The 26560-nt window shown below is 42.2% G+C and carries 23 protein-coding genes; 17 read left to right on the top strand and 6 right to left on the bottom strand.

From position 1 onward, the window contains the following. Positions 1-138 precede the first annotated feature (138 nt). The gene (locus DXX92_RS14560) at positions 139-981 is read right to left on the bottom strand and encodes an HDOD domain-containing protein (protein WP_116001103.1); all 843 of its coding nucleotides are present in this window, start codon (positions 979-981) and stop codon (positions 139-141) included. A 499-nt stretch (positions 982-1480) separates the two neighbouring features. On the opposite strand from DXX92_RS14560, the gene trmJ reads away from it, so the two are divergent. The 9 genes from trmJ to fdx all read left to right on the top strand — a co-directional run bounded on the left by trmJ (position 1481) and on the right by fdx (position 9046). Further along, positions 1481-2317 carry a tRNA (cytosine(32)/uridine(32)-2'-O)-methyltransferase TrmJ gene (gene trmJ / locus DXX92_RS14555; RefSeq protein WP_116001102.1) on the top strand — a complete coding sequence of 279 codons (837 nt, stop codon included), beginning with the start codon at positions 1481-1483 and terminating at the stop codon, positions 2315-2317. 202 nt (positions 2318-2519) lie between these two features. Then, positions 2520-3329: a serine O-acetyltransferase gene (cysE, locus tag DXX92_RS14550; protein ID WP_116001101.1), complete on the top strand. Its 810-nt coding sequence runs from the start codon at positions 2520-2522 to the stop codon at positions 3327-3329. 196 nt (positions 3330-3525) lie between these two features. Further along, positions 3526-4029 carry a Fe-S cluster assembly transcriptional regulator IscR gene (gene iscR, locus DXX92_RS14545; RefSeq protein WP_116001100.1) on the top strand — a complete coding sequence of 168 codons (504 nt, stop codon included), beginning with the start codon at positions 3526-3528 and terminating at the stop codon, positions 4027-4029. A 36-nt stretch (positions 4030-4065) separates the two neighbouring features. Continuing rightward, a complete protein-coding gene (locus DXX92_RS14540; RefSeq protein ID WP_116001099.1) occupies positions 4066-5280 on the top strand; it encodes an IscS subfamily cysteine desulfurase in 1215 nt (404 codons plus the stop codon). A gap of 26 nt (positions 5281-5306) precedes the next feature. After that, positions 5307-5690, top strand: a complete 384-nt coding sequence (gene iscU, locus DXX92_RS14535; protein WP_116001098.1) for a Fe-S cluster assembly scaffold IscU — start codon at positions 5307-5309, stop codon at positions 5688-5690. A 51-nt stretch (positions 5691-5741) separates the two neighbouring features. Further along, positions 5742-6065, top strand: a complete 324-nt coding sequence (gene iscA, locus DXX92_RS14530) for an iron-sulfur cluster assembly protein IscA (protein ID WP_116001097.1) — start codon at positions 5742-5744, stop codon at positions 6063-6065. Positions 6066-6143: 78 nt separating this feature from the next. Next, positions 6144-6671 carry a co-chaperone HscB gene (gene hscB / locus DXX92_RS14525; protein ID WP_116001096.1) on the top strand — a complete coding sequence of 176 codons (528 nt, stop codon included), beginning with the start codon at positions 6144-6146 and terminating at the stop codon, positions 6669-6671. Positions 6672-6840: 169 nt separating this feature from the next. Then, on the top strand, positions 6841-8703 hold the full coding sequence (gene hscA / locus DXX92_RS14520) for a Fe-S protein assembly chaperone HscA (protein WP_116001095.1): 1863 nt from the start codon (positions 6841-6843) through the stop codon (positions 8701-8703). Positions 8704-8707: 4 nt separating this feature from the next. Then, positions 8708-9046: an ISC system 2Fe-2S type ferredoxin gene (gene fdx, locus DXX92_RS14515; RefSeq protein WP_116001094.1), complete on the top strand. Its 339-nt coding sequence runs from the start codon at positions 8708-8710 to the stop codon at positions 9044-9046. A gap of 89 nt (positions 9047-9135) precedes the next feature. Here the strand turns inward: fdx and DXX92_RS14510 are convergent, their stop codons facing one another. Next, a complete protein-coding gene (locus DXX92_RS14510) occupies positions 9136-10167 on the bottom strand; it encodes an XdhC family protein (RefSeq protein ID WP_116001093.1) in 1032 nt (343 codons plus the stop codon). A 401-nt stretch (positions 10168-10568) separates the two neighbouring features. On the opposite strand from DXX92_RS14510, the gene minC reads away from it, so the two are divergent. The 7 genes from minC (at position 10569) to DXX92_RS14475 (ending at position 20560) form a co-directional block, all read left to right on the top strand. Next, positions 10569-11309, top strand: coding sequence for a septum site-determining protein MinC (gene minC / locus DXX92_RS14505; RefSeq protein ID WP_116001092.1), 741 nt, complete (start codon positions 10569-10571; stop codon positions 11307-11309). Positions 11310-11321: 12 nt separating this feature from the next. Beyond that, complete coding sequence (gene minD, locus DXX92_RS14500) at positions 11322-12128, top strand: septum site-determining protein MinD (RefSeq protein WP_116001091.1); 807 nt, start codon at positions 11322-11324, stop codon at positions 12126-12128. A 3-nt stretch (positions 12129-12131) separates the two neighbouring features. After that, on the top strand, positions 12132-12392 hold the full coding sequence (gene minE / locus DXX92_RS14495; protein ID WP_116001090.1) for a cell division topological specificity factor MinE: 261 nt from the start codon (positions 12132-12134) through the stop codon (positions 12390-12392). A gap of 865 nt (positions 12393-13257) precedes the next feature. After that, positions 13258-15933 carry a TonB-dependent receptor plug domain-containing protein gene (locus DXX92_RS14490; RefSeq protein ID WP_116001089.1) on the top strand — a complete coding sequence of 892 codons (2676 nt, stop codon included), beginning with the start codon at positions 13258-13260 and terminating at the stop codon, positions 15931-15933. Between the two features lie 370 nt (positions 15934-16303). Next, entirely contained in the window at positions 16304-16963 is a 660-nt protein-coding gene (locus DXX92_RS14485) for a hypothetical protein (protein ID WP_147301969.1), read from the top strand. A 6-nt stretch (positions 16964-16969) separates the two neighbouring features. Further along, positions 16970-19312, top strand: a complete 2343-nt coding sequence (locus DXX92_RS14480; protein ID WP_116001087.1) for a bifunctional diguanylate cyclase/phosphodiesterase — start codon at positions 16970-16972, stop codon at positions 19310-19312. Further along, on the top strand, positions 19313-20560 hold the full coding sequence (locus DXX92_RS14475; RefSeq protein WP_116001086.1) for a hypothetical protein: 1248 nt from the start codon (positions 19313-19315) through the stop codon (positions 20558-20560). A gap of 25 nt (positions 20561-20585) precedes the next feature. Here DXX92_RS14475 and DXX92_RS14470 read toward each other — a convergent pair whose 3' ends face one another. Further along, a complete protein-coding gene (locus DXX92_RS14470; RefSeq protein ID WP_116001085.1) occupies positions 20586-20849 on the bottom strand; it encodes a YfhL family 4Fe-4S dicluster ferredoxin in 264 nt (87 codons plus the stop codon). A gap of 22 nt (positions 20850-20871) precedes the next feature. After that, positions 20872-22245 (bottom strand): tRNA 5-hydroxyuridine modification protein YegQ, encoded by a 1374-nt coding sequence (gene yegQ / locus DXX92_RS14465; protein WP_116001084.1) that lies wholly within the window; start codon positions 22243-22245, stop codon positions 20872-20874. Positions 22246-22501: 256 nt separating this feature from the next. On the opposite strand from yegQ, the gene DXX92_RS14460 reads away from it, so the two are divergent. Next, complete coding sequence (locus DXX92_RS14460; protein WP_116001083.1) at positions 22502-23344, top strand: HDOD domain-containing protein; 843 nt, start codon at positions 22502-22504, stop codon at positions 23342-23344. A gap of 123 nt (positions 23345-23467) precedes the next feature. On the opposite strand, the gene rdgC is transcribed toward DXX92_RS14460, so the two are convergent. After that, a complete protein-coding gene (rdgC, locus tag DXX92_RS14455) occupies positions 23468-24397 on the bottom strand; it encodes a recombination-associated protein RdgC (RefSeq protein WP_116001082.1) in 930 nt (309 codons plus the stop codon). Between the two features lie 152 nt (positions 24398-24549). Then, on the bottom strand, positions 24550-26301 hold the full coding sequence (locus DXX92_RS14450) for a sensor histidine kinase (protein WP_116001081.1): 1752 nt from the start codon (positions 26299-26301) through the stop codon (positions 24550-24552). Positions 26302-26560 lie beyond the last annotated feature (259 nt).

The following is a 26560-nucleotide window of genomic DNA, read 5'->3' as shown; positions in this document are numbered from 1 at the left end:
AAATTTGTAAAACAGCATGTCAAAGAACAGGGTTGACGAACGCACTCGTCGTCAAAGCGGCGCGCATTCTAGCAGCTAAGTTTAGTAATTACTACCGGAATGCGCCTAATAAATGGTCAATATTTGTTAATGGCGAAATTATTGCTCGTGATAAAGTTCTGTGTAATCGTCCATTAGGTCGCGATAATCTTCTTCGGATAAACCTAAAATAGATAAAGCTTGATTGCTGATAATTTGCCAATCAGGTGAATTACCATAACGTTTCACGTTTTCTGTTAAGTTTTCTGCTGCCTTTAATACGCAAAAAACTAACTCTTCTTTGCCACAGGTCGCTGACTTGATAAAGCTGAAGTCATGGTGGCGCAAAATTAATTGGCAAATATCTTTCGGTAAGTGCCAAGAAGTCGCAACATAATAGCCCAATACAGCATGGTTACAGCCGTAATGCTTTTCTTCTAAGGCAATTGGGTTTTCGTGATTATTGTTAGCGGCAATTAAGATGTCTTTGTAGTTGTCATACTTAAGCGCTAGTAAAGGAATACCGCAATCGTGAAAAAGCCCAATAGTAAATAGCATGTCTACAGGTACTTCGTTTTTAACACGGTTGCCAATAAACTGCATTGCATTGGCAGTATCTATAGCGTCATCCCAAAAGCGCTCTAGTGAAATACTGGCATTGCCAGAGAATGACTTTTTCAACAATAAGGCTGTTACGAGTGCTTTGATAGTGGTTAACCCAAGCATCATCGCCGCTTGTTTAATTTCAGAAATACGGCGATTCATACCGTAAAAAGGTGAGTTGATAACTTTTAAAATAGCGGCTGATAGACCAACATCACGGGCAATTACGTCAGAGATCTTACCCAGATCTGGGTATTCCTCGTCCATTAAGTTTTCAATTTCCGTTAGCACTTCTGGCTTCACTGGAATTTGAAAACTCGACATTACCGATTGAATTTGTTGTTGATCAAGGTTGAACATGGCCTGCTATGGTCCTCACTTTGTTGTGGTAATTTTTAATTTCGCATTAATTTTAAATTGCTTTGGTTGAATGGGGCCTATTCATTTTCGGATTAACAACGAAGAAACTTCACGTGCTGTTTACTGCATTACTAACCAAAATATAAATGGTATGACCACCCACCAAATTTTTCGCGCGCTATTTTACTACTCACCATTGTGCGTCGCTAGTTTAAGCCTGTATCAATATGTAGCTGAACATGATTTAAATCATAGAAAAGTATAGTTGAAAGCGAAAAAGCCGACAGGGTTGAGTAGTTAGTTTGAATTGTGCCTAGTTGGCTAGAACTGACGAATAGAAAATCATAATCCCGTATGAAAAGTTCGAATATAGAACAAAACGCACTAATAGAGATCGAATCAAAATAGCGGGCTTTATTGATAAAATGCAAAATACGCTAATCACCCCTGATATTCTTGTGATAAAATGTCAGGATTTTTAGCCATCTAGATAGTTATAATGTCAAACGACTCAACAGCAAACGCATCAACCAATACGCCAAATCTAGCCAATGTAAAAATTGTGCTCGTGAATACCTCCGATTGCCGTAACATTGGCTCGGCAGCACGCGCCATGAAAACTATGGGGTTAAGCCAATTAGTCTTAGTAGATCCTATCGAAATGCCAAATGGTCAAGCGCAAGCACTAGCGGCAGGCGCGACTGATGTATTAGCCAATGCGCAAGTCGTTAGCACGCTTGAAGAAGCGATTGAAGATTGTGGTCTTGTCGTTGGTACCAGTGCTCGCTCTCGCACCCTGCCATGGCCGATGCTGGAGCCTCGTAGTTGCGGTGAAAAGCTGATTGAAGAAGTGCCTAATTATCCAGTGGCATTAGTATTTGGCCGTGAAAGCAGTGGCTTGACCAATGATGAACTGCAACTTTGTCACTTCCATGTACAAATCCCAGCAAACCCTGAGTACAGTTCATTAAACTTAGCAATGGCGGTACAAACCTTAAGCTACGAAGTGCGTATGGCATATTTAGCTGCCAATGAAGCGCAGTATACTAAGCCGGCGAGTGCTGAAGATGAAGAAGAATACCCTGTCGTTGAAGAAACAGAGCGTATGTTCACACACTTTGAAGAAGCACTGAAAGCCACTGGTTTTATCGTGCCGAGTCACCCTGGTTTGGTAATGACTAAGTTACGCCGCTTTATCAATCGCGCACGTCCAGACACCAAAGAAGTCAAAATGTGGCGCGGTATTTTGTCATCGGTTGAGAAAACGGCTAAGCAGCTTGCCAAGGTAAATGGCGAAGGCTCTGACAAAGGTGACGCTAAGTCAAAAGGCCAGTAAGAAGACGATAAAAAAGGCGATAAGCTGGGCGAATAGGCCAAATAATTGTTTTAAATTGTAATTAGGGTCGCGTTTGCCGCTAGATTAGCGCTTAATAAGCGTAGTGCTTTTAGCCAACAATAATGAAAATAAATCGCTTTAACTTTCGATTCGTTATTGATTCGTTATCGATTCATTCGATTTTTAGATATTAGGAAGAAATATGTTTAGCCGAATCAAAGAAGATATAAACAGTGTCTTTGATCGCGACCCAGCAGCGCGCAACAGCTTTGAAGTATTAACCAACTACCCAGGCTTGCACGCCATTTGGTTTCATCGCCTTGCTCACAAGCTATGGAAACGCGATTGGAAATGGCTAGCCCGTACGATTTCAACCTTTTCTCGCTGGCTAACAGGCATCGAGATTCACCCAGGTGCAACCATAGGTCGCCGCTTTTTTATCGATCACGGAATGGGTGTGGTCATAGGTGGTACTGCTGAAATTGGTGATGATGTCACGCTTTATCAAGGCGTTACTCTTGGCGGCACGAGCTGGAAAGAAGGCAAGCGTCACCCAACTTTGGGCAACAATGTAGTCATTGGCGCAGGCGCCAAAGTGTTAGGCCCGATTCTTATTGATGATGGTGGTAAAGTTGGCTCGAACTCCGTAGTGGTTAAAGATGTGCCTGCTAACTCTACTGCGGTTGGTATTCCAGGTAAAATTGTGAACTCAAACGGCAAGAAGAAAAGCAACGGCACTCGCGATGAAGTCGCCAAAAAGTATGGCTTTGACGCTTACGCTGTATCTGAAGACAACCCAGATCCTGTGGCTAAAGCGATAGGCCGCTTACTTGACCACATCCACTTGATGGACAATAAAGTGGGTGATTTATGTAAAGAAGTGAACAATCTAGGTGGTAACGTTTGCGACAAAGAATTACCTGAATTACGCGTTGGTGAATTTGTAGAAGATGAGCAAAAGGCTGCGGCCCGACGTTTAAAAACAGTAGAATCATTCGACCCTAAAATTTAACTGTCTAGTGCATTCAAATTGTTAGTTAATTTCCTTTAAAATTTGTCCTCTGAAAAATACTTGAGTATTTTACTCAAGTATTTCTTGACTGCATTCAAGTAAAGAATTTAAAATACCTGAGTAAATTGCTCAGGTATTTGTTTGACTAATTTACTAGGTTATGTAAAATTGCGCGGCAAATTAACTAGGGCACACTATGAAATTAACTTCCAAAGGGCGTTATGCCGTAACAGCGATGTTAGATGTAGCGATTCATGCTGCCTCTGGTCCTGTGCCTCTGGCTGATATTTCCGAAAGACAAGGGATATCTCTTTCTTACCTAGAGCAATTATTTTCGCGTTTACGCAAACACGGTTTAGTGACCAGTGTTCGTGGCCCAGGTGGTGGCTACCGCTTAGGTAAGTGCTCTGCGCAAATTGCCGTGGCTGATGTCATCAGTGCGGTAGATGAAAGCGTAGATGCCACTAAATGTATGGGACAAGGTAACTGCCAAGGCGGGCACCAATGTTTAACTCATACGTTATGGTCAGATTTAAGTAAACGCATCGAAGAGTTTTTACAAAACATTTCTTTGGCTGAGCTCGTAGAACAAAGAGATGTGAAATCGGTTTCACAGCGACAGGACAAAGATCAGCAAAGTATCGCTGATAGCGGACTCGAAACCTTGATTGCAACACAAAAGATAGTAAACGACTGGTAAGGGCCAGTTGTTACAAATATTGGAGAATACGATTCCATGAAATTACCGATTTATTTTGACTATTCAGCTACTACCCCAGTAGACAAACGTGTCGCCGAAAAAATGATGGCGTACCTTACAACGGATGGCCATTATGGTAACCCAGCGTCACGCTCGCACAAGTTCGGTTGGCAGGCAGAAGAAGCGGTTGATATCGCTCGTAACCAAATTGCTGATCTAATCAATGCTGATTCGCGCGAGATCGTATTCACCTCTGGTGCAACCGAATCAAATAACTTGGCGATCAAAGGTGCTGCACAGTTTTACAGCAAAAAAGGTAAGCACATTATTACCAGCAAAACTGAGCACAAAGCGGTACTTGATACCACTCGTGAACTTGAGCGTCACGGTTATGAAGTCACTTACCTTGACCCAGAGCCAAACGGTTTAATCGACCTAACTAAGTTAGAAGCAGCAATGCGTGAAGATACTGTGTTGGTTTCTATTATGCACATCAACAACGAGATTGGTGTGGTTCAAGATATTCAAGAAATTGGTGAAATGTGTCGCGCTCGCAAAATCGTATTCCACGTAGATGCTGCGCAAAGTGCAGGTAAATTACCAATTGATATGCAGACCTTGAAAGTTGACTTAATGTCGTTCTCTGCACACAAAATTTACGGCCCGAAAGGGATTGGTGCCTTATACGTGCGTCGTAAACCTCGTATCCGTTTAGAGTCGCAAATCCACGGTGGTGGTCATGAGCGCGGCATGCGCAGCGGTACTTTACCAACGCACCAAATTGTTGGTATGGGTGAAGCATTCCGAATCGCTAAAGAAGAGATGGCACAAGACCTTGAGCACGTAATCAAAATGCGTGACCGCTTATGGGCGGGTATCAAGGATATGGAGCAAGTATTTGTAAATGGTGATTTTGATAAGCGTTACCCGGGTAACCTAAATGTAAGCTTCAACTTTGTTGAAGGTGAATCACTGATAATGGCGCTGAAAGACTTAGCCGTATCAAGTGGCTCGGCATGTACATCTGCTAGCCTTGAACCTTCGTATGTATTACGTGCGTTAGGTTTAAACGACGAGTTAGCACACAGTTCAATTCGCTTTAGCTTTGGTCGCTTCACTACAGAAGAAGAAATTGACTACGCAATTGAGCTTATTCAAAACGCAATTGGTCACCTACGTGAAATGTCGCCACTTTGGGAAATGTTCCAAGACGGTATCGATTTAGAATCAGTTGAGTGGGTAGCGCACTAAGCGCTGACAGCTAGGAGTAAAGAATAATGGCATACAGTGAAAAAGTAATCGATCATTACGAGAACCCACGTAACGTTGGCTCTCTAGACAAAAACGATCCACAAGTAGCAACCGGTATGGTAGGTGCACCAGCTTGTGGTGATGTAATGAAGTTGCAATTGAAAATATCTGACGCAGGTATTATCGAAGATGCAAAATTCAAAACTTACGGTTGTGGTTCAGCAATCGCTTCTAGCTCACTGGTAACAGAGTGGGTAAAAGGCAAGAGCATTGAAGAAGCGGCTGAAATTAAAAACACAGCAATCGCTGAAGAGCTAGCATTACCACCAGTTAAAATTCACTGCTCTATCTTAGCGGAAGACGCAATTAAAGCTGCGCTTGAAGATTACCAGACTAAACAAGCAAACTAGGCAAGATAATAGTCGGTTCAGTAAAATAAGGCATACAGCTAAGAGGTATTTATGGCAGTAACCATGACAACAGCAGCAGCCGATCGCGTTAGATCGTTCTTAACCAACCGAGGCAAAGGCCTTGGCTTGCGTTTAGGTATAAAAACCACTGGCTGCTCAGGTCTTGCCTATGTTTTAGAGTTTGTTGATGAACTCAATGAAGATGACGAGCTTTACAATATCGATGATGTGAATATTATCATTGATGGTAAAAGCTTAGTTTATCTTGAAGGTGTTGAGTTAGACTTTGTTAAAGAAGGGCTTAACGAAGGCTTTAAATTTACCAACCCTAATGCCAAAGGCGAATGTGGTTGTGGTGAAAGCTTTAACGTTTAAGGCGTTAACTTTAGTTTAACTTTTAGCTTAACTTTTAATTAGTCAGATTGTAATTTGTAAGACATAAGTGGAGTTGTTTTGAATTACTTTGAATTGTTTGCGCTTGACGAGAAATTCAATATTGATACCTCTCACTTAACGCAAGTTTATCAACAACTACAGCGAAGCGTTCACCCTGATCGCTTCGCGCATGCCTCAAGCCAAGAGCAAATGTTAGCGGTGCAAAAGTCATCGCTGATTAACGATGCTTACCAAACCCTGAAAAAACCATTAAAACGTGCTGAATACATGCTAACGCTGCGCGGTACTGAAATGCCGAACGAGCAAGCATCATTTAAAGACAATATGTTTTTGATGCGCCAGATGGAATTGCGTGAAATGTTGGCAGAAGTAAAGTTTGCCGACGATATCGATGCCGCTATCTTTGAAGCTAATCAGGTACTGGAAAGCGAATTTACTGAGCTGTACAAAGCGATGCAGGTAAAACTGGCAGAGCAAACTGCTGAGGCTAATCAAGCAGCCAGTGAGATTTTACGTAAGCTCAAGTTTTATCATAAATTGAATGTGGAACTTGATCGCTTAGAAGACTTATTGTTCGAAAGCTAACAACAAATGTTCGAAAGCTAACAACAAAACCGAGCAAAACAAAACGAAAGAAAGCACAATTATTCGGCTAGGGTTTCGCCAATAACTGAACAAGTTAATAAGGCTAACCATTTTCCAATACCTAGCCATACCACCAAACTAGTTAAGAATATCGACATTAGAGACCGCCATGGCGTTACTACAAATCGCAGAACCTGGGCAAAGTACTGTCCCTCATGAACATCGCCTTGCCGTGGGTATTGACTTAGGCACTACCAACTCCTTAGTTGCCAGTGTCCAAAGTGGCGAAAGCACCACCTTAAAAGATAAAAATGGCCAAGACATTTTGCCATCTATCGTTAGCTATCAAGCAGACCAAACGTTAGTGGGTTATGCCGCCAAAGAATTCTCAATCGCTGACCCACAAAATACGATTGTTTCTGCCAAGCGCTTAATTGGTCGTTCACTGGCTGATATTCAAAGCAAATATCCTACCTTACCGTATGAATTTGGTGGTGATGAGAATCATCCTGAATTAATTACTCGCCAAGGGCAAATCAACCCAGTACAAGTTTCGGGTGAAGTGCTTGCAACGTTACGCGAACGTGCGGAATCTGCTTTAGGTGGCGAACTAGTCGGTGCGGTAATCACAGTACCTGCCTACTTTGATGATGCTCAGCGCCAAAGTACAAAAGATGCGGCAAAATTAGCTGGCTTAAATGTACTTCGCTTACTGAACGAACCAACTGCTGCAGCGGTAGCCTACGGTTTGGACTCTGGCAAAGAAGGCGTAATCGCCGTATATGACTTGGGCGGTGGTACCTTTGATATTTCAATTCTGCGCTTAAATAAAGGTGTATTTGAAGTATTAGCAACCGGTGGCGATTCAGCTTTAGGTGGTGATGATTTTGATATCGCCGTTGCCGATTACTTAGTTGAGCAAGCTGGCTTACAGCGTCCACTTTCCGCTTCAATGGAGCGCCAAATCATCCAACAAGCGTGCTTAGCCAAAGAAGCTCTGTCTAATACCGAACAACATACAGTAAGTTTAGCGCTGGAAAATGGTGCGTCGTGGCAGCATGAGTTAACTAAAGCAACTTTTGACGCTTTAGTTGGCAAGCTGGTTAATCAAACCTTGCGCGCTTGTCGCCGCGCTTTAAAAGATGCGGATGTTGCTACCAATGAAGTAATTGAAGTGGTCATGGTCGGTGGCTCGACACGTGTGCCATTAGTGCGCAGTGAAGTAGAAAAGTTTTTCGGTCAACTGCCACTAACGTCAATCGACCCTGATAAAGTGGTCGCAATTGGCGCGGCGATTCAAGCGGATATTTTGGCGGGTAATAAACCTGACAGCGATATGTTGTTGCTTGATGTTATTCCACTATCGCTAGGTTTAGAGACGATGGGCGGCTTAGTGGAAAAAGTTATCCAGCGTAACACCACAATTCCTGTCGCTAAGGCGCAAGAATTCACCACGTTTAAAGACGGCCAAACGGCGATGTCGATTCATGTACTGCAAGGTGAACGTGAACTCGTAGATGCTTGCCGTTCGCTAGCGCGCTTTGAGCTTCGTGGCATTCCGCCAATGGCAGCAGGTGCGGCTCATATTCGCGTAACTTTTAAAGTGGACGCAGATGGTCTGTTAGAAGTTAGTGCCATGGAAAAATCAACGGGTGTTGAAGCCAGCATTGAAGTAAAACCGTCATTCGGCCTTGAGGAAAATCAAATCGCCAATATGATCAAAGACTCAATGACCAATGCTAAGCAAGATATGCAAGCGCGCATGCTAAAAGAGCAACAAGTAGAAGCTGCGCGAGTCTTAGAGTCAGTGCGCGCCGCGCTCGATGCAGATAAAGATTTATTAGATGCTGAAGAGATCGAAAAGATTGACGTAGCGTTAACGACGTTAGAAGCGGTTGCAAAAACAACGGCAACTAACGATATTGAACAACAAATTGAAGTGGTTAATCAGGTAACGGCAAGCTTTGCCGAAAAGCGTATGGACTCCTCAATACGCACTGCGCTGGCTGGCCAATCGGTAGATAAGGTGTAAAAGCATGCCACAAATTATTTTCTTACCACATGAAGAGCTTTGCCCAGATGGCGCTGTTGTTGAAGCAGAGCAGGGTGAAAGCGTATTAAACGTTGCGCTTAAAAATGACATTGGCATTGAACACGCCTGTGAAAAGGTCTGTGCCTGTACTACTTGCCACGTTATCATTCGTGAGGGTTTTGACTCATTAGATGAATCAGATGAGCTAGAAGACGATATGCTTGATAAAGCATGGGGCTTAGAGCCAGAATCTCGCTTAGGCTGCCAAGCGATTATTAAAGACGAAGATTTGGTAGTTGAGATTCCAAAGTACACAGTTAATATGGTGTCTGAAAATCACTAGCGTTTAGCGTTAAAATTCGAAAATTAAAAAGGGTAATAACAGCGATGTTATTACCCTTTTTGTTTCTCAATGATGCGCTAACGAAATAGCTAACCAAAGAGATACTGAATAACGTTACTTAACGACTTCCCATCTCTTTGACAAATCACCGCATGCATTTCTGCCAAAATCGCTAACGCTATACTCTCTGGTGTTTCCCCACCAAGGTTTAGACCGATTGGGCCCGAAAGTGGCGCTGTCATTTTATCGATACCGATACCGCTCGCTTCTATTACCTGGTCTTTGCGATGCGCAGGACCTAGTAACCCCATATAGGCAACAGGCATTTGGTGCAGTGCTGCCAGTGTTTTAGCATCTAAGCTAACGCTGTGGCACATATAAACAATTCCGGCAATTTTATGCTGGTGAGTAAATTCTGCGAGCTCTTCAATAGAGCAGTTAAGGATATGATCGGCATCTTGAAAATAGGCTTTACGGGCATTTGCTGCTCTTGAATCCCATACCGAAACTTGCCAGCCCATGTTTTTTGCCATGCTTGATAATGGCCGAGCGTCATAACCGCCGCCAACGATTAGCAAGTGAGGATCGGGGTAAATGTGAGTTTCTAGCCAAGTGGTATTATCTAGTTGGACTAATGTCGCTTTGCGATTAGTAGACCATTTTCCTGTTTGTTCAATAGCTTCAAATTGTCCTATCGCTTGGCTTGGGCTACCCGGTATTTGCTGACGGTAAATACCGCTACCTTCTTGCTGAAGCGACGCCAGCAACTTGTCTAATGCTAGGTAGTCATTCGCTTTGCTAACCGGCTGCATTAAAATATGGACAATACCGCCACAACCAATCCCGAGTTGAAACGTCAGGTCGTCTTCATCTGTGGCATCATAGGTCAGTTGTTTTGTTAACTGATTAGCAATGACTTGTTTAGCATGTTGCTGAATATCTCCTTCTAAGCAACCACCAGATAGCAAGCCTAGCTGGGCGCCATCTCCGGAAAACATCATCATAGCACCCGGCTTACGATAGCTAGATCCTTCGGTTTTATAGAGGGTGCAAAGTACCCATTCGGTTTGGTCTTTGCGAGAGTGCCAAGTGGTTAAAATATCTTGTAAGGAAGTCGACATAGAGGGCAGAGTTTAATTAAACGTATTGTAGTCTTTGAGTTATTGCGCTTATTTATATCCTAGCAGGCCACTTCAGTCGAATTATTCTAATGTACGAGAGGTACACGAAAGGTGTATTAGAGGTGAGTACGAACCATTTACTGTTATGGTTTAGCTAAACCTTAAACCTACTTTGGTTTGACTTACGCGATGATTTTTCAAGTGGCTCCCTGTTCTTTGCCAAATTTTGTCGATTACACTGCTCAAGGCGCTATTTTTACTTGCTATCGCAGATCGCTGACTATACCATTTCATTATTCACAAGCCTTGATACATAGCTTACCGCTAGATGGATTTATTAAGGCATTCGTTTAGATCAGTTTTTGACATCTGGTTGTTAGGTTGTTGGAGTTTTCTAGTTTATGTCGCAAGCTGAGTTTGAACTCAAAGGTAGCTTATTTACATTATCTGCGCTGCAGATGACTGAATATGATTTAAATAAGTTGTCAGCTTGGCTAAAAGCCAAAGTTGAACAAGCCCCAGGGTTTTTCTACCGAGCTCCCTTAATCATTAATATAGCCGCACTGGCAGAAAGCGTTATCGACTTCGCTGCAGTTAAAGCCGTGGTTGAGCGTCACGATTTTATTTTCGTTGGTATTAGCGGTGGCAGTAAGGCACAGAAGGAAGCTGCGAAAGAAGCAGGATTGGCGGTTGTCGCTCATAGCCAAGATAAAGCGGGTACAGCAAAGCCAAATGTGGCGGCTAAACCTGAGAAAATTGTGGAAAAAGTTGTCGAAAAAACAGTAGAAAAGCTCGTTGAAAAGCCGGTATTTCAGCCTGCCAAAGTAATTGAGCACACTATTCGCTCTGGTCAGCAAATTTATGCAAAAGATACCGACTTGATAATTAAAGGTCAGGTTAGTGCTGGCGCAGAAGTTATTGCCGACGGCAATATTCACATCTATGGCACGCTCAGAGGACGAGCCATTGCAGGCGCTAAAGGCGATAAGACAGCCAGAATTTACTGTAGCAATTTGCAAGCTGAGTTGGTGTCAATCAATGGTAATTACTGGTTAAGTGATTCCTTGCAAGAGAAAGCATGGGCAAAAGCGGCAAGCGTTAGATTAGTTGATGATCAGTTAACCGTAGAAGATTTAAAATAAAGGAAGAGCTGTATGGCAAAAATTATTGTAGTGACATCAGGTAAAGGTGGTGTTGGTAAAACTACGTCAAGTGCGGCAATTGGCACTGGTTTGGCGTTAAAGGGGAAAAAAACCGTTATTCTAGATTTTGATATCGGCCTCCGTAATCTTGATTTGATTATGGGCGTTGAGCGTCGCGTAGTTTATGACTTTGTTAACGTTATCAATGGTGAAGCTAACTTAAACCAAGCGTTAATCAAAGATAAGCGCGTGGAAAACCTTTATATCTTACCTGCGTCACAAACGCGTGATAAAGATGCGTTGACTAAAGAAGGCGTTGGCAAGGTGCTAGACGACTTAAGCAAAGATTTTGATTACATTCTATGTGATTCGCCAGCGGGTATTGAAGCTGGCGCGCAAATGGCGCTTTATTTTGCCGATGAGGCAATTGTGGTTACAAATCCAGAAGTATCATCAGTGCGTGACTCAGACCGTATTCTAGGTATTTTGCAAAGTAAGTCGCGCCATGCTGAGCAAGGTAGCAGTATTCCTGAGCATCTATTATTAACCCGTTACAATCCAGAGCGCGTTGATATGGGGGAAATGCTAAGTGTTGAAGACGTAAAAGAAATTTTAGCGATTGAGCTCATTGGGGTTATTCCTGAGTCTAAAGCTGTGCTTAGTGCTTCAAATGCCGGACAACCAGTCATCTTGGATGAGCAAAGTGATGCTGGCCAAGCCTACATTGATGCAGTTGAAAGATTACTTGGTGAGAAAGTTGATTTTCGCTTCTTAACGGCGAAGAAAAAAGGATTATTAAACCGCTTATTTGGGAGTTAAGTGATGGCTTTATTAGATTATTTTCGTTCGTCAAAGAAAACTTCAGCGTCGCTAGCTAAAGAGCGCCTGCAAATTATTGTTGCACATGAGCGAAATGCCCGCTCTGGCCCTGATTATCTGCCGCAAATGAAGCGTGATATTATTGAAGTGATCAGCAAATATGTGCCAAGCATTAACTCTGATCAAGTGTCTGTTCAGCTGGAACAAAAAGACGATGATCTAGCAGTACTGGAACTCAACGTTACATTGCCTGAAAAAAACTAGCCTAGTTTTAATGCGCTGCTTTGCTTTGCCTTATTTTGCGACGCATGGAAGCGTTTTATCAGTGCTAGCTTATTCAGCCTAAACTGGCGCTGTTGGTAAATATTTATATTAACCAACAGCGCCTGCTCTTGATTGCTTTATTCTCTTATATTATCGATTGCCGCAGGACTTGTAACCGCGAATCTTAAAGAACCGCGAATGTTCAAAGACTGAATGGCAATACCCCGCCTTTTTTTGTTCACTCGCTTTATTGTTTTCACTAACCAATGTCTAACCCCTGAAAAACTGTCTATTAAAAGCGCATAAATATTGCCTCCTAAATGGCAACTGCTGTCGCTCCAGCCAAAGCTTTAAATTTGTCGAAGTTATAAAGGCTATTTATACTCGTAAATTCACGTGAATTATTTAGAGTGACGATTTAAAAAGCTTTTAAATTCTCTTCTACAGCTCAAGCTAGCTCTAGCTTTGTGTTTTTAGATAAAAACTATGAATGTTCGTTATTGTGTTTAGTTATGGTTAACCTGCTTGAGTGTTAATGTTAGCTCATGCTTTAACCAGAATTTTAATCGTGATCAGCAATGCACCCAGTTTCACCTATCCTTTATTACTCAAGGGGTTGGTGAATAAATAAACACTGTGATGCTTGTTTTGTACAAAAAATGACACATTTGGATTTGAGAATTGGCATGATAAAAATAGAATAAATACTTCAAAAATATCACGTATCTATCTGTTTTTTAAGAAAGTTACAGTTTGAACAATCTGGCGCACGTGTCTATATTTTAACTAGCTGTGCGTTTTCAATTATAAATATGACAAAACAAGACGCCATGGCTAATTATAACAACAACATTCAGGTGTCTACATGGAACTAAAAACTAAAATAAGCGCTATTAGTGCAATAGTGGCTGCAACCCTGTTGCCGACCCAAATAGTTTACGCTCAACAAGAAACTAGTGCCGATGAACAAGAAGTTGAACTTATTCTTGTTACCGGTAGTTTTGTCCGTCGCAGTGAAAACTTCGAATCACCTTCTCCTTTGGCTGTTGTCGACAGTGTTGCAATTGATGCGCTAGGGGCGAAAAACATCAGTGATATCACACAAACCTTAACGATTAACACGGGGGCAGAAAACAACCCTGACGCTTTCACGCAAAACGCAACAGCCGGTACATCGAATATTAACCTTAGGGGGCTTGGTGTAGCGTCAACACTCGTATTGCTTAACAACAAACGACAAGTAGTTACAGCGCAGCCCAACAATGGCGGTGTGAATTTTGTTGATACCAGCTCACTTGTTCCTATGATTGCTATTGGTCGTATGGAGATCGTAAAAGATGGTGCTTCCGCACTTTATGGCTCTGATGCGGTTGCTGGTGTAGTGAACTTCATTACCAAAAATGACTACGAGGGCGTTAAAGTTACGGCCGAATATCAAGACGGTAAGTACGGTGACAACAAAGAATATGTTATTCAAGGCTTATGGGGTACGGTAGGTGATGACAGCAGCTTGATGGCGGCAGTAAGCTATACTAACCGCTCACCGATGTTTCTGACTGATCGCAGGCTAAGCCGGATTGAAGATGACATCAGTGCGCTAGGTAACCCTGGTTCGTTCTTCCTTGGCGCGACGCCATTTATTGATCCAACTGGCTGTTCTGAATTTGGCGGCTTCCCGCAATTATTGGCTCCTTCAGGTACGGTTCCTGGGCTAGATATTGGTTTTTGTGGTTTTGACTTCGTAAGAACCTATTCATACGTTGCGGATGAATCGCGTGTATCTTCTTATTTTAAAGCCACTAAAGAGTTTTCTGATGACATCAAATGGACAACTGAGGTCAGCTATGCGCGCAACAGAGCTGAACGTGGTGGCTCTCCATCGTTCCCTATACTAACTTTCCCGACGGTACCAGCAGATCACCCCAGTAACGTTTTTGGGGCTCCGGTATCTTTCTTTGGTCGAGCTATCGGCTTTGGTGCACCTGGCGACCCCGCTAACACAGAATCCGACACGGCACGCTTTAGCACGACTTTGACGGGTGAGTTAGAAGATGGTTTTTGGGAGTTGAGTTATACGGCAGCGCGTAATGACTTTTTGTTCACTGTTAACGACACGCTAGCGCAGGAGTTTCAAAATGCGTTAAATGGTTTTGGGGGGCAAGGTTGTGACCCATTTACTGGTAGTGCAGGTGTAGGTCCTTGTGAATACTTCAACCCGTTTGCCACTTCTTATACCGTGTTGCCTAATTCGCAAAACGTAATTGATTCATTTACTGCACAACAACAAATTGATTCTGAATCTAACCTTGAAGTTGCTGAAGCATTAATTTCAACTGACTTATTTGAAATGGATGCCGGTGCTGCTGGTATCGCGTTTGGTATTCAGTACCGCTATCAAGATCTAACGCAAGATTACGACGCTTTATCTAACCAAGATAGATTCTCATTTGTTATTGGTAACCCTGATGTAAAAGGTGATCAAGATACTTGGGCTGCGTTTGCTGAAGTGGCATTACCACTTACTGAAGATTTAGACGTGCAACTTGCTGTTCGTTATGAAGACTACGGCGGAAGCACTGGTGATACGGTTGACCCGAAGGTTGCTGCTTCATGGCGAGTTAATGAAAGCTTCTCGTTACGTGGTTCGTATTCAACGTCTTTCCGTGCGCCTTCTATTTTCCAACGTGACGGCGGTGCAACTTCATTAAACCAAATGGTTGACCCACTTACTGGTGCAACGGCTTTCGCTGCGGCTCGAGCAAGTGGTAATGAGGATTTGAAGCCGGAAGAGTCTACTGCATATAACCTTGGTTTCTCACTAGAGCCAGTTGATGATTTCTCAATAGAAATTGACTACTGGAATTTTGAGTTCGAGGATTTAATTATCCAAGAAAACTTCCAAGCAATATTAAATGCAGACCCACAAGATACAAGCCGCGTTATTAGGGCTGGTGACCCTCTCAATGGTCCTTTACTGCAAGTCAATACGACGTATGTGAATGCTACGTCGCTAGAAACCGCAGGTTTAGATTTAGTCAGTAGCTACCGCATTGACACTGATTTTGGTCAGCTAACACCAAGTCTTAATGCTACCTACATTCTTGACTATGACCTAGACGATCCACAAGCTGGTCGCATTGATGGCGTAGGTTTTAGGAACTTCGGCAATATTGGTGTATCAACGCCTGAACTGAGAATGAACTTTGGCTTGAACTGGGCGGTTGAGAATCATTCAGCTAACTTATTTGTCCGTTACATTGATAGTTACGATGACGATCAAAACTGTGCTGACGGCAGTGCACTGGCTGATGGCTGTCCAGATGGCTTCAGAGAGATCGATAGCCACGTAACCGTCGATTTTCAATATAACGTAAACCTTGGTGCCATGTTTGATACCGAAAACAGCTATGTGTTAACACTAGGTGGTACAAATATTACTGATCAAGATCCACCGCAAGTATTTACTAACTCTGGCTTTGACTCAAAAGTGCACGACCCACGAGGTCGCCAGTTGTATGCACGAGTGGCAATAGAATTTTAATACTAGCATTAGCTGAGCATATGGTTGAGTAATAGCTCAATCGTAAAAAAACAAAAGGGAGCATTCGCTCCCTTTTATATTTTCTGTACATTAACTACTGTATTAAAATGTTAATAACATTTTAATACAGTTCGCAATTTAATTGCCCTGTAAGCTGGTCTGATAAGTGTTGGTGTATTTAAAACTTTAGTTAATTGATTAAATTTTAGAAGTTTTTTCTTGATTATCCGCTCATATTACATCTAAGGTTTAACTGCTAGCGACTAGATTAGCTGTTATAGTGCTGACATTAGCTCACCTTTTTCTGTTGAGCATAATCGGTAGCATTAACTATTCTCCGTAGTCGCTAATTAACATAGTGGAATTTGAATTGAATAGATTATTTATATTTTTTGCCTGCGCATTGAGTTCAGCACCTTTGTGGGCAAACGATTTCAATGTACAAGTGTTGAATAAAAGTGGCCAACCGCAACAAGATATTGTTGTTTTTATCACGCCAACAAACGGGATTGAAGGCTTAGCAGCTAATACCGAGCAGTTGATTGTCGACCAGAAAGGAAAAAAGTTTGCACCGTATTTAAGCGTGATGCAAAAAGGGCAAACTATCCAGTTTAGTAATCGCGATGATATTACCCACCATATTTACTCTGTTTCGGGTGAAAACCGCTTTGAGTTCAAATTAAAAGCGGGTAAAAGCAAAAATACTGAAGCTATGCAGGCGACAGAAGAAATCGCTATGGGATGTAATATCCACGATTGGATGAGTGGCTATGCACTAGTGGTCGATACTCCTTATTTCGGAAAAACTAACGACCAAGGAATTGTTAGCTTTGTGCTGGCTAATCAGGGGGAATACCAAGTGTCTGTTTGGCATCCGCAGCTAGACAATGACAATCACCAGCAAAGCAGTATCACCGTGATTAATGAAAGTACCTTAAGTAATACTTATCAAGTGCGATTAGCCGATAAACTTTTGCCAATCCCATTGCAAGAGAACCAAGAAGAGTTTGACTTTTTAGAAGAGTACTAAGCACGTATGTCTTTTTTTAAAATCCGTAGCATTCAGAGCAAAATTTTAAGTCTGTTTCTATTTTTGCTCTTGGTTGTTCAACTGGTATCCTTTTTTTCTACCTTTCAAGCTAGTAAACAGCTTGAGGACATCCAATTAACAAATCGTCTTAGCAACGCAAAAGATGTTTTTGAAACCCAGTTTACCAATCGTAGCTATTATTTATCAGCGTTCGCTGAAACAGCCGCTAAAGACTACGGCCTTAAATCAGTCCTGCAAGAAGATAACAAAAGCTTTTTAGTTGCGCTTAACAATCATAGAAAACGCATTAATAGTGATCTTGCGATGGCGATTGATAATGATGGGTTAGTGTTTGCGCAACTTGTCACCCTTAAAACGCCTGAAGGCAAAACACGTGTTGTTGTTGGTAAAGGGCAAGGTGCGTATTTTAGCCAAGAGCGAGAATTATTTGCCGAGGCCAATACCCAGCTAATCAAGCTAAACGATAGATTATATCAGTTAAGCTTGGCACCGATAAAAAGTGGTAGCCGCGATATCGGTTGGATTGGTTTTGGTTATTTGATTGATGAAGACCTCGCCCTAGATTTAGCGAACCTTACTGATGTTAATATTGCGTTTGTGCTCAATGATGGTGAAAGCTCAGAGCTGATTGCAGCCAACCAATACAAGCGATTGAGCGATGGCATAGTTAGCATCGGCAATATTCTTAAAAACGACGATGGCGCTTATGTCCACGAAGAGGTGCTAGTAGGGCAGTTGGTTGATTCCAATATTAATGCTGTGCTTTATAAGTCAAAAGCAGACTTGTTAGCAAGTATCGGTGTTGAATGGTTGCGTTTAGCACTGCTTATTGCACTGACAGTTGCTCTTTCAGTCATTGGCGCAGTAGCAATTGCACGTGGCTTAACCCAACCGATTACGCAGCTAGTAAGCCAAGTGAAATTAATATCACAAGGGAATTACGACAAAAGCGTTGCGGTTGATGGTAGTAAAGAGCTTAAAGAGCTCTCTGATGAATTTAACCATATGACTGAGGCCATTGTTTCTCGTGAGCAAACGATAAGCTTCCAAGCATTCCACGATTCACTTTCACACTTACCGAACCGCAACTCGTTACTCAAATCATTAGCTAAGCGTAAACAAGCTCAGCAAGATTTTATTGTTATCCAGCTTTGCTACTTGGGCGCAGAAGATATTACCGATACCTTGGGTTATCAGGTTGGGGACGAGGTGATTAATGAAGTTGCTGAGCGCATAGTTAAAACACAGTTAGGGCTTTCGTGCTTCCATCTTGGCGGTGAAAATTTTGTATTGTTAGCTGATATGCAAGAAGTAGAGCCGCTGATTGAACAATTGCTTGCTCAGTTAACTATTCGTTGCCAATACGAGAACATAAGCTTGCATTTACAATTTGCGGTTGGTGTCGCGATTTCTTCATTGCATAATGGCGGCGATGAAACTGAATTGCTGCAAAAGTCTAATGTCGCTTTGCAGCATGCCAAAAAGAATAAGCAAGCCTATCAAGTCTACGATCCGCAGTTCGACCAACATGCTGTTGAACGCTTATTCCTAACCAATAGTTTAAAACAAGCGATTGAGCAGGATGAACTAACGCTATTCTATCAACCAAAGCTTAGGCTTTCTGACATGACAATAAGCCATGTTGAAGCTTTAGTGCGTTGGCAGCACCCAGAGAAAGGACTGATTCCACCGGATGCTTTTATTAGCATTGCTGAGAAAACTGGGCAAATGGATGCGTTAACACGATGGGTGACGAATGCCGCAGTAAGCCAGTATGTTAGCTGGCAAAAAATGGGTTTTGATATCAATATCGCGATCAATATTTCTGCTGCTAATATCATGGACAAGTCTTATCCTGATTATGTTATCAGCCTTAAAGAGCAACACCAGCTATGTGACAACGCAATTACCTTGGAAGTAACTGAGGAGGCGGTGGTTGAAGACGCACAAAAAGCAACAGAGATCCTTTGTTACTTGCGTGAACACGGCTTTAAGCTATCAATAGATGATTACGGTACGGGTTACTCATCGCTGGCACAGCTAAAACATTTGCCTGTTCATGAATTAAAGATCGATCGGTCATTTGTTCAACACCTTTCAACTGATGAAAGTGATAAGATAATAGTACGGTCAACTTTAGAACTTGCACATAATATGGGGCTTTCTGTGGTGGCTGAAGGCATTGAAGACGAAACAGCCTTGCTGTGGTTAAAAGCGCAAGGGTGCCAATTAGCACAGGGATATTTCATCAGTAAACCATTACCCGCTGACGTATTTGAGCAATGGATTGAGAATACCCCATACCATATAAGCAGAACGAAAAATTAAATGCATCAATCGCTTTTTAAGGTTTTAGCATTTTCAGGACTAATGCTAAGTGGCACAGCTGTGGCAGCTGATGCCTCCATAAAAGGACTTGTCGATTTACGATTTTACAATGTTAACAGTAGCGCAGATGGAAATAGCTACTTAAAAGGAGATTATGGAAAGTTCCGTTTTGATGACGGTGCAGGTGTTGCTGTTGGTCAGCTAGGGCTTCAATACCACGTCGATTGGGAAAATAACGTTTCTTTGACCTTGGTCGGTAATGGTTTTGCTGATCGAGGAAACAGCGCTATTGGCTTTACCGAAGGTTACATATCATATAAAGGTGTACCTAGTGAAAAAGGTTGGCGTTGGCAATCTAAATTAGGCATATTTTATCCACAGATCAGTATGGAAAACATTGCCACTGCTTGGTCTACTCCTTACACCCTAACTTCCAGTGCAATCAATAATTGGATTGGTGAAGAGCTAAGAAGCACTGGCGGACAACTAACCCTTGAGAAGCTAGGTAAATTTACCAACTCAGCGCATTCGTTTGGCGCAACTGTTTCTTTATTTCAAAATAATGACCCAGCTGGTGCTATGTTAGCTTGGCATGGCTGGACAATTGGCAGTCGTCAAACACTGCTTCACGAAAAACTCCGCATTCCCTATTTTCCTGCATTAATTGGCGAATTAGCTGAGCAAGCGCACGACTCAGATCCATTTCGTGAGCTGGATGATCGCTGGGGCGTTCATGTCGCTGCGTCATGGCGATATGACAGAGCGTTGCGAGTAAATGTCGGTTATTACGATAACCATGCGCAAGAGGGTATTGTCAAGCAAGGGCAATACACTTGGACAACCGAGTTTAGTCATATCGGGGTTAAGTACCGCTTAGCCAAGCAATGGGAAGTGATTGGGCAGTATATGCAAGGTAGCACCTATATGACATCACCAACGTTTGAAGATGTTGTTAATAATGATTACGACAGTGGCTTTTTGATGCTTCGTCATTTTTGGTCAAATCATCACCTTGCACTGCGATTAGAACACTTTAACGTTGATGACCTCGATGATACTCAAGGTGACAACAACAACGAAAATGGTAACGCTATTTCTATTGCTTACCGCTACCGTTTGAACAAAAAGAGCTTTATGCTGGCGGAATATAATTGGATTGATTCTGATCGCCAAGCCCGTGCTTATCTCGATCAACCAATTGAACTAATTGAGCGCCAATTCCAGATAGGTTACCGCTACTACTTCTAGTAGCGGTAAATTTAAATAACGCTTGTTATGCGGACTTGACGTCGAGCTGATATAGAAGCTCAAACTTTTTCACCAAGGTTTCCTCGGTTTCTTCATGCTCAGGGTCTGGCACGACACAGTCGATAGGGCATACTTTGACACACGTTGGTTCATCGTAATGCCCTAAACACTCTGTACAGCGGGCAGGGTCGATTTCATAGACTTCTTCACCTAATGTAATCGCCTGGTTTGGGCACTCAGGGTCACACATATCGCAGTTAATACAACTCGCTAAAATCTTCAGTGCCATTGTGAGGTGCTCCTGTCAGTAGCTATGCAGATTGACCGGCTGCTTGATTTTGCGAAAACGGATGACGAGTTGTCTCACCATTGTCCAGGTTTCGCATTAATATGCCGAAATCAAGTTTCATCTCGGTATCGAGCGAAATGTTGACGATATGGCCTGAACCTTTGGCATCACGAATAACTTCACCTTTGCGTGACTCCATGTGTGTTAAAGTGAAGGTCTGACAGCCATCTGGCGTCATTAACTCAAGTTCGTCACCGACCAAGAACTTATTCTTCACTTCAATTTCAATTAAGCCATTGTCTTCGTTGCGGCCAAGCACTTCACCAACAAACTGTTGGGTGTCACTTTTTGAATAACCATAGTCATAGTTTTGTGTTTCAGTGTGCTTGTGGCGCTGTAAGAAGCCTGCGGTGTAACCGCGATGTGCTAAGTGCTCAAGCTCACCGTTAAGTTGCTGGTCAAATGATTGGCCTGCCATAGCGTCTAATATCGCTTGATTGTAAACACGTGCAGTACGCGCACAGTAATAGAATGACTTTGTACGACCTTCAATTTTTAACGAGTGCACGCCCATTTTCACCAGTCGCTCTACATGTTCTACAGCACGTAGATCTTTCGAGTTCATAATGTAAGTGCCATGTTCATCTTCAAACGCAGGCATGTACTCATCCGGCTTATGTTGCTCTTGAATCAGCACGACATCATCAAAGCCTTTACCCGCTTGCGGATCAAACTCTACAGGTGCACTGGCAATGACATCACCTGTTTCAGTTTGTGTTGCCGAATGAACGTTGTAGTTCCAGCGACAAGCATTGGTGCAGGTACCTTGGTTTGGATCGCGTTTATTCATATAGCCTGATAATAAACAGCGGCCTGAGTACGCCATGCAAAGTGCACCGTGTACGAAAACTTCAATTTCCATTTCTGGGCAACGCATACGAATCTCTTCAATTTCATCGAGCGATAATTCTCTCGATAAAATGACGCGATCTATGCCTTGCTGCTGCCAGAACTTCACTGTTGCCCAGTTTACGGCATTCGCTTGCACTGATAAGTGCAATGGCATATCAGGAAATGCTTCTTTGGTCATCATGATAAGACCAGGATCAGACATAATCATCGCATCTGGTTGCATTTCGATGACAGGCTTAAGGTCTTTAATAAAAGTTTTCAATTTACTGTTATGAGGTGCTATGTTGTTGACCACATAAAACTTTTTACCCAGCTGATGGGCTTCTTGAATACCTTGTGCTAGGTTTTGGTGATTAAATTCGTTGTTTCTTACGCGTAAAGAATATCTAGGTTGGCCTGCATATACAGCATCCGCACCGTATGCAAAGGCATAACGCATGTTTTTAAGGCTTCCTGCCGGTGATAACAGTTCTGGCTTAAACATATAACAACTTCTATAAATTATGGGAACGTAAAAGTTCGCACATTCTAGTGGCTGAAAAACAAACGGCAATTAAATATGTATATGTGAGTCACTTACTTGAGGAAAGTTTGATGTAAATCAAGTTTTGTGTGCTGGGTTAAGTTGTGACTATTTACTGTTTGTTTAGTACTGAATAAATCCGTAAAAATTAACTCGTCGAAATAGTGATAACTGTGCTACTTTTTTAGATAAGCATATCAAAACATAAGGATAATTCATGTCTACGGAAAATGCTCTGTACACCATTTTAGTGGAAAAAATTAAGCATGATGCACTCGTTTTACCTACCTTACCTGAGATTGCACTAAAAGTGCGTGAAGCGGCTGATGATCCTGACATTAATTTAAATCGCATGAGCGATATCATCTCGCAAGACCCTGCATTATCAATTGGTATGCTTAAGGTCGCTAACAGCGCACTAATGGGTCGTTCAGTTAAAGTTGAAACGGTTAACCAAGCGGTTACCCGAATTGGCTTACGAGAAATTAAAAGTATTGCGACCGCCATGGCAATTGAGCAAGTTTTCGTATCTGAGAATGAAATTGTCGCTATGCATATGAAAAACTCATGGCAAAAAACCATAGATGTCACGTCTGTGGCTATTGCCTTAATGACTTTTTATCTAAAAGACAACAAACACACGTCACTTGGGTTAGATACCTTAGCGCTTGGTGCACTGGTACATAATATTGGCGTTTTACCGATATTAACCGAAGCTGAAAATCACCCTGATGTTTTTGCTAACCCAACGTTCTTGCAGCAGGCGATTGTTAAGCTGGGTAGTAAAATTGGGGCAGCTGTAACTCAAGCTTGGGGTTTTTCTGAAGAATTTAGTGAACTAGTGGAAAGTTGGAGTGATTTAACGGTATTGCCAACAGAAGTACATTATTTGGACTTTATTCGTGCTGGTGCTGTGTATCACGGAATTTTCAAAAATGAGTCTACTCAAGAAGCTTTACTGAGAAGCTATGTAGGGAAAGGCATTATGCCGGATGAAGGCTTTATGAAAACTGAAGAGTTTATCGAAATGTACGAAAGTGCCCGCTCAATGTTTATATAGCTTTGATGTCTATTCCAGTTAAAAAATGATCAAAAAAGCCGCATATGCGGCTTTTTTAGTGGGATAATCAATTAAGTGCAGCCATTGGGGCTACGCTAGTTTTATTAACTTAAATTAATGATATTACTTATCTTCGTCATCAAGATAGTCAGTCGTTTTCAACGAGAATTCTGCTAACAAATCGGTGATGAAACGATTTATTTCACCAGACATTAACGCAAAATCGGCATCAAGGCGCGCAACGATATCGTCTTTATCAATGTCGTCGTTTTGTTCATGCAGTACATCAAAGAACTTTAAGCGTTTCACAGCCAAGTCATCACAAAGAATACATGACATCGCTTCATCCCACTCTAGGGCAACTTTTACCGCGTATTTTTCCGCATCAATATGCGTTTTGATTTCATCGCTGGTCAGGTCTTGGTTTTTAACGCGAACAACCGCTCCGTCATCACCCAATGCATTGAATTCAGCTTCCATACCAAGTTGGAAGTTTTCCCCTAAGCTGCGCTCGGTGATCCAATCTGTCATGACTTCATCTGGCGCTTGGTCAGGGCTAAAGCTAGTGACTGGCAGCGTACCTAGTACTTTTCGAAGCAGGGCAAGAAAGTCTTCGGCTTTGCCGCGAGAACTTGAGTTCACTACGATAATGTTGTGCTGTGGCGAAACATAACCGTGAGTGTCGCTGAAACGGCTAAAAGCGCGGGGTAATAATTCAAAGGTGATGTCTTCTTTAAATTGTTCTTTTTCTTTTTTCGTTGCACTTCGCCCTTGCTCCTCTTCAAGCTTGGCGCAGCGTTCTTCAAGCATTTCTTTTATGACAGGAGCAGGTAGAATTTTTTCTTCTTTGCGTGCACACATTAAAAAATTGCCGTTTGCGCCATGTACTAGCGTGTTGCCATGCTTACCAAGTGCGTTTACCCAACCAAAGTGAGATTGCTCTGTCGATGCACATGGTGTGTACGGGTGCTCCGCTAAATGCTGTTCTAGTTCTTGTTCGCTCCATTTAAATGGGCGTGTAAAAGCGAAGAAGTAAAGGTTTTTAAACCACATCAAAGCTATCCTTTTAGGGTAAATATGAAAACGGCCGAGATCATACCGTAATTTGTACCAATCCGCATAATAATATGCTGAGTGAACATTTATTTATGCGGGTTGGTTTTAACTACGCGAATCTCCCGATTTGAATGGTCGTTTTAGGTGAATTACTTCATATTGTTAAATTCAATATGAAAAGCTAGCCCTTGGCCGGGCTCACTTTCGGCACGAATCACACCATTTAATGTGTCAGTGACTAGGCTATGGACAATATTAGTGCCAAGACCTGTGCCGCCTTCACTTGATTTGGTGGTGTAAAACGGTTCAAACAAATAGGGCAGGGCTTCTGGTTTTACGCCGTGGCCATTGTCACGGTAATCAATATAAATGCGATCCTGCTGGTAGCTAATATCTATTTGAATTTCGCCGCGATTTAAGCCATCAAAGCCGTGAATAATTGAGTTGATGATTAAATTCGTGAATATTTGCGAAATTGCACCAGTATGGACATGAACATCGATATTTCCTGGACAGTTTACTTTCACGCGGTGGGTCGTTTTCTTGAGTTTTGGGTGCAGCGATTGAATGACTTCATCAACATATTGAGCCATATTAATTGGGCGAATTTTATCGCTGGTTTGGTCAACGGCGACTTGTTTATAGCTGGCAATTAAATCAGAGGCACGGTTCAGGTTATTGAGCAATAAATTGATACTTTGCTCGGCATTTAATAAAAAATCGTCCATGCTGCGTTTGGTGATCACTTGTTCATTAACATCACGCTTTAATTTATTAAGCAGATCTGACAAATAGCTAGTCGAAGTGATACTTACCCCGATAGGCGTATTTATTTCGTGTGATACTTCTGCCGACAAATTACCAAGTACCGCCATTTTTTCCGCGTCTAGTAATCGCGCCTGCGCTTTATTTAGTTCAATAATAGAGTCTTTTAGGTCGCGGTTGGTTTGCGTTAAGGTTAGCTCTGTTTTTTTACGGCGTTGGTTTTCTTCGGTTAGTTGCTCTTGTTGTTTTAGTAACTCTCTTTGCTGCATCTCCATGCGCAGCATACTGGTACTCAAAGATGAGGTTTTTTTCGCAACTTCTTGTTCCAATAATAGGTTCTGTTCATCTAACTGTTGGTTGGCGTTCAATAAGTCGGTCTGTGCTAGAGCAAGCTTTTCTTTAAATTGCACTAATTCGTCAATCAGGTTGTTGTACGCATCTTCCAGTATATTTAACTCGTTTCTTTCAAAGTTCGCAGAGTGAAATTTTGACGCTTCAGGGTCGTCAAGGTCTAGCCGGTTAAGCTGCTCAGTTAAGCCGCTAAGTGGTACAGTAAGGAGCTTGTTAAAGGCAAGGCTAAATAGGATCACTAACGCTGCGGTTTTTACCATGGCATTGCCGATTAAAAAGTAAATACCCACTTCGATGCGATTAAAAATAACCTCGTTACTAGATAATAAAGTGACAGAGCCAACCGTAGTGGTGCGGCCAGAAAACTCGAAAACTAGCGGAAACGTGTGGCCAAATGAGCGACCCGCGAGCGTTCCCATATCAAGATGCCGCTCAGCGTTTATATCGATCAGGGTGTTGTCAAAGTCTTGCCCGTTAAGCGCTTGTGTTTCACCTAGCTCGGTGATTATTTGGTTATTTTCGTCGGTTACCTTAATCCCTTTGATCATGGGAATAGCGACTAAGCCTTCTGCAATATCAATAGCTTGCTGTGTATTTAACTCCCATACCGCACGCGTTAAACTACCGCTGAATGTTTTTTCAAGCGTTAATAATTCGCTGTTAATGTGGCTTTTGGCGTTGTAATACTCCGCCGCAATCTGAACACAAGTAACGATAAGTGTGAGAACAAAGTATAACGACAGCACACGCGCCAATAGCTTACGTGATATACTGGTAACCTTCATTGAGTGCCTTTCGGGTTCTTATTCTTAGTATTTGATTCTAGCCACTTTACGTTAAGTTAACAGCCTTTTTTCGCTTGTTCGGTTTCTGAATACATGTCTTCCTCAATTTCAGTGATTGCGTGCAATAAAGGTAATTGTTCATTACAATCAGCGGCTTGTAACAATATTGCAACGCAAAAGACTTTAAAAAGTCATAAAAGTTTCAAAAAAAATACACACTGTAATAAAAGTGTCACATAGGGTTGTCACAATGCGCGGC

It is taken from the genome of Thalassotalea euphylliae (genome assembly GCF_003390395.1).
In the GTDB taxonomy this organism is placed as follows: domain Bacteria; phylum Pseudomonadota; class Gammaproteobacteria; order Enterobacterales; family Alteromonadaceae; genus Thalassotalea_F; species Thalassotalea_F euphylliae_C.
The sequence above is the reverse complement of the archived record's forward strand: the minus strand, read 5'-3'. Positions and strand labels throughout refer to the sequence as shown.